The organism is Methylobacterium mesophilicum SR1.6/6 (genome assembly GCF_000364445.2).
GTDB lineage: Bacteria > Pseudomonadota > Alphaproteobacteria > Rhizobiales > Beijerinckiaceae > Methylobacterium > Methylobacterium mesophilicum_A.
The window spans coordinates 2,193,846-2,202,590 of sequence record NZ_CP043538.1 but is presented as its reverse complement, the minus strand read 5'-3'; the positions used below and the strand labels follow the sequence as shown (position 1 = coordinate 2,202,590).

Below are 8,745 nucleotides of genomic sequence, written 5' to 3'. Positions count from 1 at the left end.
ACCTTCGGACGTCAGCCGGGCGGCCAGCGGAAATCGTCGGCGCGCCCGGGCTGCGGCATCGGCGCGTTTCCGCGCAGCAGCGTCCGATCGGTGGTGCCCAGATTGTCGGCGTCCCGCGGCCGTCCGCTCAGCAACGTGCCGCCGGGTGAAACTTCCGTGCGGCTCAAGGGCACGACTGGGCCGGCCGCCGGCTTGACCGGCAGCGCCGGTACGCCCGGCGGCTCGGGCAGGCTCGGCAGCATCGCGGTGATCTGCCGGTCGATGGCGGCGGTGTCGTTGAGCTGGCCGCTGCCATCCAGGCTCGGCCCCGAAGCGGAGGGCGGGGCGAGGGGCGCCACGGTCGCTGCCGGCGGCTGGTCGGCCGAAGGGGCCGTTGTCCCCATCAGGCGCTTCAGCTCGACATCCGCGAAGTGCGCCAATTTCCGGTCGCCGGCCTTCGTGAAGTGGACACCGTCCGCGGTGCGGAGCTTCGCGATCTGACCTTCCGGATCGGGGCCGGAGGCGGCGTAGCGATCGCGATCGTCGACGAAGCCCGGCCAGATATCGACGTAGGTTGCGCCGGCCTTCGTGACGCTGTCGCGGATCATGTCGTTCATCGACGCGAGATCGCGGCTGAGCCCCTCGCTCTGCATCGGCGGAAGGCCGACCCAGATCAGCGGCACCTTGCGGTCGGTGAAGACCTTGATCAGCGCCTCGATCCGCGCCCGGTACAGAGCGCGCCACCGGTCGGTCAGCGGGTCGGCCGTCTCGTCGCCCTCGCGGATCGGCTGACGGTCGTTGGCACCGAGCATCACCAGGGCATAGCGCACTTTCGGATTGGCCTGCAGATAGTCCTGCGCCACCTTCGGCCAATCCACCACGTCCTTGCGGACGAGGCCGCTATCCCCCTTCGCGCGGTCGATGACCGCGACGTCGGCATTGTCCTCGAACACATCGTCGAGGCCCTTCGCGAGGTGGTCGGCGAGGGAATCGCCGAAGACCGCGATCTGGACACTCGGCTCGCTCTTGGCGACGGCCGGCTTCGGGGCGGCCGGGGCGCGGGCCGGGCGGACGCGGCGCTTGATCGCCGGCGGCGGGCGCTGGGCTTCGGTGGCGCCGTACGGGATGCGTTGACGCGGGGCGCGATAGGTCCGCTCCGGCTGAGGCGCGACGGGCTGGGGCCTGTCCTCCCAGGGCCAGTAGAACTGGCGCGGCGCCTCCTGCTGGGGCGCGTAGCGCGGCTGGCGCGCGGCGGATCCATCGTCACGATAGTAGGCGTCCCGCGGTCGCCGACGCGGGGGCGCCTCGTAGTAATTGCCGTTGCCGGGCTGCTGGTAGCCGTCACCCCACTGCGCCTGCGCGGGGAGGCTGCCCGACAGCGCCGAGCCGGCGATCCACAGGATGGCCGCAAGCCCGAACAGCGGCGGGTGCCCCGAGGCACGGCGACCGGCGACTCTCATGCGCATTCCGCACTCTCTTGCCGGGCAGAGGCCGTCCGGCGCGGACGTATTATAGGGGAAGCGGTCGACAGGTCGAAATGCCGTCTTCCGTCAGGGCCGGGACCCTGAACGGTCCTTGATCCGCGACAGGAGAGCCGGCGTGGCGTAGCCGTCGGCCGGCAGATCAGCGCTGATCTGGTAGCGTCGCACCGCCTCGCGCAGCCGGGGACCGGCGCGGCCATCCTGCGGACCTTCATAGAAGCCGCCGGCCGCGAGAGCGGACTGAAGCTCCCGCAATCCGGGCCCGTCGAGGCGGGCTCCCGCCGCAGGCCAGGGAGCGGCCAGAGGCGGACCACCATCGAGGCGGTCCGCGAGGTGGCCCACCGCGAGCGCGTAGGAATCCGAGGTGTTGTAGCCGCGAATGACCTCGAAGTTGTCGGTGATCAGGAAGACGGGTGCCCCCGATCCGCCGGGTAGGAACAAGCTGGCGCGCCCGTGCCCGGGGAGCGGCTTGCCGTCCGTCCGTCGGACCCCGCGCTTGGCGAAGTCGTCGATGTCCGCCGCGTAGCGCGACAGGTCGAAGCCTTCCGGCAGGGCTACCTCGTAGCCCCACGAGACCGCCGGATCCCAGCCGAGATCCTTGAGGTAGGCGGCGATCGAGGCCAGCGAATCCGAGTCGCTCGACCAGATGTCCCGGCGGCCGTCGCCGTCGAAGTCGACGGCGTGCGCCAGGTACGTGGACGGCAGGAACTGGACCTGGCCCATCGCTCCGGCCCAACTGCCGCTCATCCGCGCGGGCGTGACGTCGCCGCGCTGGAGGATCGTGAGTGCGGCGAGGAGCTCGTCGCGGAACAGGCTGCCGCGGTGTCGCGCCTCGGCCAGGGTCGCGAGAGCCCGGACCGTCGGAACACTGCCCGCGCTGGCGCCGAAATCGGACTCGATGCCCCAGAGCGCGAGGAGGACCGGCGCCGGAACGCCGTAGCGGTTGCGGATCTCCGCCAGGGTGGGCGCGAGGGCGGCGGCCCGCGCCCGCCCGCGCACGATCCGACCGTCCGAGACGGCGCCGACGAGGTAGTCCCACACGGGCCGCACGAACTCGCTCTGTTGGCGGATCCGCGCCAGCACAGCGGCGTCCGGCCCCGAGACGCCCCGGAATGCCGCGTCGAACGTCGCTGCAGAGACGCCCCGCGCGGCGGCATCGGGGCGCAGCGACTCGATGAAGCCGCGGAACGCGCCGGATCCGCCCGTCGCCGCATGGGCCGGGACGACGGCCAGGCACAGCGCCGCGGCACAGACGGCTCTCCGGGATTGCATCCGATCAGATCCGGTTGCGCTTGCCCAGCTGATCTTCCCAGGCGAGCGCCTGCGCGACGATGGCGTCGAGGTCGTCGTGCTCGGGCGTCCAGCCGAGCCGCTCTCGGATGAGCCCGGCCTCGGCCACGATCCGGGCCGGGTCCCCGGCGCGCCGGGGACAGAGGCGGACCTCGAAGTCGCGCCCCGAGATCCGCTTCACCACCTCGATCACTTCGAGCACCGAGTATCCGCGTCCGTAGCCGCAATTAAGCGTGAGGCTCTCGCCGCCCGCGCGCAGATGGTCGAGGGCGACCCGGTGTGCCGCGGCGAGGTCCGACACCTGGATGTAGTCGCGCAGGCACGAACCGTCCGGGGTCGGGTAATCGGTCCCGTACACGTCGAGCCGCGCGCGCTGCCCCAGGGCAGCCTGCGTGGCGACCTTGATCAGGTGCGTGGCGTTCGGCGTCGACTGACCGGTGCGCCCCTTGGGATCTGCGCCCGCGACATTGAAGTAGCGCAGGATCACGTACGAGAACCCGTGCGCGGCGGCGGCGTCGGCGATCATCCACTCGCTCATGAGCTTCGAGCGGCCGTAGGGATTGATCGGCGCGAGCGGCAGCGTCTCGGGCACCGGAACGACCTCCGGTTCTCCGTAGACGGCCGCCGTCGACGAGAAGATCACGTGCCTGACGCCCGCTCGCACCGACGCCTCGATCAGCGAACGGGTCTTCACGGTGTTGGCGAGATAGTAGCCCAGCGGGTCGGAGACCGACTCGGGCACCACGATCTTGGCGGCGAAGTGGGCGAGGGCGTCGATCCTGTGCTGGAGGATCGTCTGAGTCACGAGGGCTTGGTCGGCCACGTCACCGACCACGAGCTTGACACCTTCCGGAACGGCCCAGTCGAAACCCGTGGAGAGATCGTCCAGGACGACGACCTCCTCGTGGCCCGCGTCGAGCAGGGCCAGAACCATGTGGCTGCCGATGTAGCCGGCGCCCCCCGTCACAAGAACCGCCATCTCACCTCCCGAAGGTCGCCATCCACAATAACCACTTAGACGTGCGCAGACGGTATATTTACGGCACTCTGCCTCATAGTATCGGCGCACAGGCCTTGCGGCAGCAGGCCTCAGCCTGTCTCACTCGCCGCATCGTCGACCACGTCGTTTCAACCAGTGCCGGGGTTACCGTCCGATGAAACCCATCCGCAAGGCCGTCCTGCCCGTGGCGGGGCTTGGCACGCGCTTCCTGCCCGCGACGAAAGCGGTCCCGAAGGAGATGCTCACGGTCGTCGACCGGCCGGTTGTCCAGCATGTGGTCGATGAGGCGCGGGAGGCCGGCATCGAACACTTCATCTTCGTGACAGGCCGCGGCAAAGCGGTGATCGAGGATCATTTCGATATTGCCTTCGAGCTGGATCACACCCTGCAGGAACGGGGCAAGACGGCCGCCTACGAAGAACTCAAGAAGGATCTGCCCAAGGCCGGCCAGACAAGCTTCACCCGCCAGCAGGCTCCGCTCGGCCTCGGACATGCGGTCTGGTGCGCCCGCGAGATCGTCGGCGACGAGCCCTTCGCGGTGCTGCTCCCGGACATGCTCAGCCGCGGCTGCATGCAGCAGATGCTGTCGGCCTATGAGCGGCATGGCGGCAACATCATCGCCGTCGAGGAAGTGGCACCCGAGGACACGCACCAGTACGGAATCGTCAGCGTCGGTGAGACCTACGGTCAATCCTTTCAGATCACCGGAATGGTCGAGAAGCCGAAACAGGGCACGGCGCCGTCGAACTTCATCATCTCCGGGCGTTACATCCTGCAGCCCGAAATCTTCGGGATCCTCGAACACGGGAAGAAGGGCGCAGGCGGTGAGATCCAGCTCACCGACGCGATGATCGACCTGATGGAGAAGCAGGATTTCTTCGGCATGCACTTCGATGGCCGGACTTATGACACCGGTTCGAAGATCGGCTTCCTCACCGCCAACCTCGCCTATGCGCTGGAACGGCAGGATCTGGCAGGACCCTTGAAGGCCGAGATCGCCAAGCTCCTGAAGTCCCACGGCTGAGGGGGCGCACGGCGCTCGCGATAGGCCGGCGTGAATCAGGTATGCACGGCGCGCAGGCGAGACGCCGATTTCGGCCTTGCATCTTGTGCGCCGCACTTTAATTTGTGCGTTGCGAGATCGCGATGGCGTCGCGGTCTCGCTGCCCTTCTTGGGCGTTTCCTCCCTAGACTTCGGGCCGCTCCTTCGGGAGTGGCCTTTTTTGTTTCGATTGCGGGCGCGATATCGGCCGTGGCGAGCGGATGCCTACTCCGCGGCCATCCGGCTCGGCGTGAGATCGCCGAGGTCGGCCGCCACCTCCGCGATGATGGACTCGAGCGCGGCGACGAGGCTGGGAAAGCCGGCTGCGATCGCGAGGCTCACCTCGTTCATGTAGAGCGCCCGATTGACCTCGATCTGGAGCGCGTGCCTGCCGAAATTCGGCTCTCCATAATGCTCCGTGATGAAGCCGCCCGCGTACGGCTTGTTGCGCACGACGCGAAAGCCTCGTGCGCGGAAAGCCACCTCGACGCTGTCGATCAGGCTCGGCGCGCAGGCGGTGCCGTAGCGGTCTCCGAGCACGACATCGGCCTTACTGTCCGTGTCGCGGCCCAGGCTCGTCGACGGCATCGAATGGCAATCGATGAGGACACAGTGACCATGGCTCCGCACCGTGCGCTGGATGAGGCCGCGCAGCGTGCGGTGGTACGGTTTGTAGAGACCGTCGATGCGCGACGTGGCCTCACCCACCGGCAGGCGTCGGGCGTAGATCTCCTGCCCGTCGGCGACCACGCGCGGGACCGTGCCCAAGCCGCCCGCGACCCGCATCGACCGGGTGTTGGCGAAGGGCGGCAGCCGCCCCTCGAACATCCGCGGGTCGAGTTCGAACGGCTCCCGATTGACGTCCAGGAAGGCGCGGGGGAAGTTCGCGCGCAGGAGCGGCGCACCCAGCGTCACCACTGGGGCAAACAGGCGATCGACGTGGGCGTCCTCCGAGCGCCGGAGGGCGAGGGCGTCGAGCCGGGAGGCGGCGATGAAGTCCGGGGGGTAGACGGCTCCGGAATGGCCGGTATTGAAGACGAAGGGCAGGGTGTGCGCCGCCGGTTCATCGACCGCGAAGGCCGGGGCGAATCCGAAGGCGTCTGGCTTGACCGGTTCAGGCGCAGTCATCGGCTGGTGGACACCCCGGCGGTTGGGCGAGCGCGGCAGACCCGCACTGTGGTGCGCGATCGGCCGCCTGTCCACTCCATGGCTGGCGGCTCAGGCAGCCGCCTCGGGCATCGCGGTTCATTCTGCGGTTGCCATCCTAACACCTTGTTTACCATCGCCTCCCTTTATGGGATCAACTTCTCGACTCGAAGGCTCGGATCCGGCCGATGAAAATCCTGCTGGCGGAAGACGACAACGATATGCGCCGGTTCCTGGCCAAGGCGCTGCAAAACGCGGGCTACGACGTCCTGTCGTTCGACAACGGGCTCTCGGCGTACAACCGGCTGCGCGAGGAGCCGTTCGAGCTTCTGCTGACCGATATCGTCATGCCCGAGATGGACGGCATCGAACTCGCTCGCCGGGCGACCGAACTCGACCCCGACATCAAGGTCATGTTCATCACGGGATTCGCGGCCGTCGCGCTCAACCCCGATTCCAAGGCGCCGAAGGACGCGAAGGTGCTGTCGAAGCCCTTCCATCTGCGCGATCTCGTCAACGAGGTCGAGAAGCTTCTCGCTGCCTGACCGGATTCCTCGGACGATCTCGAAGCGCCGCGACCGGAGCATCGCTCGCGGAGTGCTGGCCTGTGACCACGCGGGCATAGGAATTTGCTGTCGCGCGCTCCTATATGAGCGGAGTTGAGGCGCGAGACGACCTATTCCATGCAGCCGGTCACCATCTATACGACGGCCTGGTGTCCCTATTGCTCGGCGGCGAAGAGCCTGCTGAAAGAGAAGGGGGCGTCCTTCCAAGAGATCGACGTCGAGCGCGTGCAGGGCGCGCGCGCCACGATGGTCGACCGCGCCAGAGGACGGACGAGCGTCCCGCAGATCTTCATCGGCGACACCCATGTGGGCGGCTGCGACGATCTTTACGCCCTCGACCGTGCCGGCAAGCTCGACCCGCTCTTGAGGGATACGGCCGATGCCTGAGTCGCGCTTCACCGCTGCCTGTGTCCAGATGCGTTCGGGCCGGAACCCGGAGGCGAACCGCGACGCGGCAGTCGCAGGCGTGCGGGAAGCGGCGGGCCGCGGTGCGGCGTTCGTGCAGACGCCCGAGATGACGTCCCTGGTGGAGCGGAGCCGGGAACGGCTGTTCGCCGAGGTCACCACTGAGGCGCAGGATCGAACGCTGGCGGCTGTGCGCGAGGTCGCGCGCGAGACCGGCGTCGTCGTGCAGATCGGCTCGATCGCGGTGCGGTCGGGCGACAAGATCGCCAACCGAGCCTACCTGATCGGCAGCGACGGTGACGTCGTCGCCTCTTACGACAAGTTGCACCTGTTCGATGTCGATCTGCCGAGCGGCGAGCGCTGGCGTGAATCCGCGACCTATACGGGCGGGGCCTGCGCGGTGGTCGCGCCCACCCCGTGGGCGATGCTCGGGTTGACGATCTGCTACGATATCCGCTTTCCCGGCCTGTACCGGGCGCTCGCCGAAGCCGGGGCCGAGATCCTCACTGCGCCCGCGTGCTTCACCCGCCAGACGGGCGAGGCGCATTGGCATGTTCTCCAGAGAGCACGGGCGATCGAGACGGGATCCTTCGTCATCTCCGCGGCGCAGGGCGGCCTGCACGAGGATGGGCGGGAGACGTTCGGCCATTCCGTGATCGTCGATCCCTGGGGTCGGGTGCTGGCCGACGCGGGCGGATCCGAGCCGTGCGTCATCCTGGCGGAGATCGACGTGGCGCAGGTCGCCGACGCGCGCGCGCGCATCCCGTCGCTCCAGCACGGGCGCCCCTTCACCGTTGAACGCGTCGGTCCGAAGATCCAGGCCGCGCAGTAAGCAGCACAGCAAGTTCCATCATGATCCGGTACAGTCTCGTCTGCGAGGCCGGCCACGGCTTCGAGAGCTGGTTCCCCTCGTCCGACTCCTATGATGCGCAAGTCGCCCGTGGGCTCGTCGCCTGCCCGGTCTGCGATACCGCGAAAGTCGGCAAGGCGCTGATGGCTCCGAGCGTCGCGCGCACCGATGGGGAGCGTCAGCCCGCTCACCCGCCCGCGCAAGCCGCCGCACCCGTGACCCTGGTGGCCGAGCCGGAGCGGCAGGTGCGGGCGATGCTCCGTGCCCTGCGCGAGCACCTCGTGGCCAATTCCGAGCATGTCGGCGCGCGCTTTCCCGAAGAGGCGCGCAAGATCCATTACGGCGAGGCGGAAGGCCGCGCGATCTACGGCGACGCGAGTCCCGCGGAAGCGCGCGCGCTGATCGACGAGGGTATCGACGTGGCCGCCCTGCCTCTGCTGCCCGACGACCGCAACTGAGACCTTGTGCCAGCTTGCTCCGGACGGCCCGCCCCGGTCAGGCCCGTGCGGCCGCGCTGCCGGCCAGGGAGGCCAGGACAAAGGACGCCAGGGCGTTCCACCCGGCGAGGGAGACCCCGAGGACCCGCAGCGCCGCCACCGAGCAGTCGACCACCTTGGTCGATTGGAGCGCGTTGAGGAATTCGCCGATCTGCCCCGGATTGGCGCCGGTGCCGCCCCCGCAATCGGCGGGCCCCGGCCAGAAGCCCCATTCGGCTCCGGCATGGTAGATCCCGATGCCGGTCCCGTAGAGGAAGCCCAGCGCCGCGAGCCCGAGAGCGATCCGCCCAAGACGCTCGGGCGCGAACAGCGCGATCAGGCCCAGCGGCACGGCGGCGTAGTAGGGGAGGCGCTCGGTGAGGCACAGCTTGCAGGGCGCGTAGCCGTATCCGTACTGCATCACGAGGACGGCGCCCACGATCAGGCCGGCCAGGATCGCGAGCCAGAGGCCCGCCGTCTTCACACGCAGTGCAGCCGCCGTGTTCATCG

The 8,745-nt window shown here is 68.6% G+C and carries 10 protein-coding genes; 5 read left to right on the top strand and 5 right to left on the bottom strand.

Features of this window, described 5'->3' with window-relative positions:
- Window positions 1–11: 11 nt before the first annotated feature.
- The 3 genes from MMSR116_RS10405 to galE all read right to left on the bottom strand — a co-directional run bounded on the left by MMSR116_RS10405 (window position 12) and on the right by galE (window position 3,729).
- Window positions 12–1,445 carry a DUF459 domain-containing protein gene (locus MMSR116_RS10405; RefSeq protein WP_010681854.1) on the bottom strand — a complete coding sequence of 478 codons (1,434 nt, stop codon included), beginning with the start codon at window positions 1,443–1,445 and terminating at the stop codon, window positions 12–14.
- Between the two features lie 84 nt (window positions 1,446–1,529).
- Window positions 1,530–2,732 (bottom strand): lytic murein transglycosylase, encoded by a 1,203-nt coding sequence (locus tag MMSR116_RS10400; RefSeq protein ID WP_010681855.1) that lies wholly within the window; start codon window positions 2,730–2,732, stop codon window positions 1,530–1,532.
- 4 nt (window positions 2,733–2,736) lie between these two features.
- Entirely contained in the window at window positions 2,737–3,729 is a 993-nt protein-coding gene (galE, locus tag MMSR116_RS10395; protein WP_010681856.1) for a UDP-glucose 4-epimerase GalE, read from the bottom strand.
- Between the two features lie 175 nt (window positions 3,730–3,904).
- On the opposite strand from galE, the gene galU reads away from it, so the two are divergent.
- Window positions 3,905–4,774, top strand: a complete 870-nt coding sequence (galU, locus tag MMSR116_RS10390) for a UTP--glucose-1-phosphate uridylyltransferase GalU (RefSeq protein WP_010681857.1) — start codon at window positions 3,905–3,907, stop codon at window positions 4,772–4,774.
- A 243-nt stretch (window positions 4,775–5,017) separates the two neighbouring features.
- Here galU and MMSR116_RS10385 read toward each other — a convergent pair whose 3' ends face one another.
- A complete protein-coding gene (locus MMSR116_RS10385) occupies window positions 5,018–5,920 on the bottom strand; it encodes an N-formylglutamate amidohydrolase (protein WP_010681858.1) in 903 nt (300 codons plus the stop codon).
- Window positions 5,921–6,126: 206 nt separating this feature from the next.
- On the opposite strand from MMSR116_RS10385, the gene cpdR reads away from it, so the two are divergent.
- The 4 genes from cpdR (at window position 6,127) to MMSR116_RS10365 (ending at window position 8,217) form a co-directional block, all read left to right on the top strand.
- A complete protein-coding gene (cpdR, locus tag MMSR116_RS10380) occupies window positions 6,127–6,483 on the top strand; it encodes a cell cycle two-component system response regulator CpdR (protein ID WP_003603128.1) in 357 nt (118 codons plus the stop codon).
- A 138-nt stretch (window positions 6,484–6,621) separates the two neighbouring features.
- The gene (gene grxC / locus MMSR116_RS10375) at window positions 6,622–6,891 is read left to right on the top strand and encodes a glutaredoxin 3 (RefSeq protein WP_010681859.1); all 270 of its coding nucleotides are present in this window, start codon (window positions 6,622–6,624) and stop codon (window positions 6,889–6,891) included.
- Window positions 6,884–7,741: a carbon-nitrogen hydrolase family protein gene (locus MMSR116_RS10370; RefSeq protein WP_010681860.1), complete on the top strand. Its 858-nt coding sequence runs from the start codon at window positions 6,884–6,886 to the stop codon at window positions 7,739–7,741. Before grxC ends, MMSR116_RS10370 begins: the two co-directional genes overlap by 8 nt.
- 20 nt (window positions 7,742–7,761) lie before the next feature.
- Window positions 7,762–8,217 (top strand): DUF1178 family protein, encoded by a 456-nt coding sequence (locus MMSR116_RS10365; RefSeq protein WP_010681861.1) that lies wholly within the window; start codon window positions 7,762–7,764, stop codon window positions 8,215–8,217.
- A gap of 37 nt (window positions 8,218–8,254) precedes the next feature.
- On the opposite strand, the gene MMSR116_RS10360 is transcribed toward MMSR116_RS10365, so the two are convergent.
- A complete protein-coding gene (locus tag MMSR116_RS10360) occupies window positions 8,255–8,743 on the bottom strand; it encodes a disulfide bond formation protein B (RefSeq protein WP_010681862.1) in 489 nt (162 codons plus the stop codon).
- Between the last annotated feature and the right edge of the window lie 2 nt (window positions 8,744–8,745).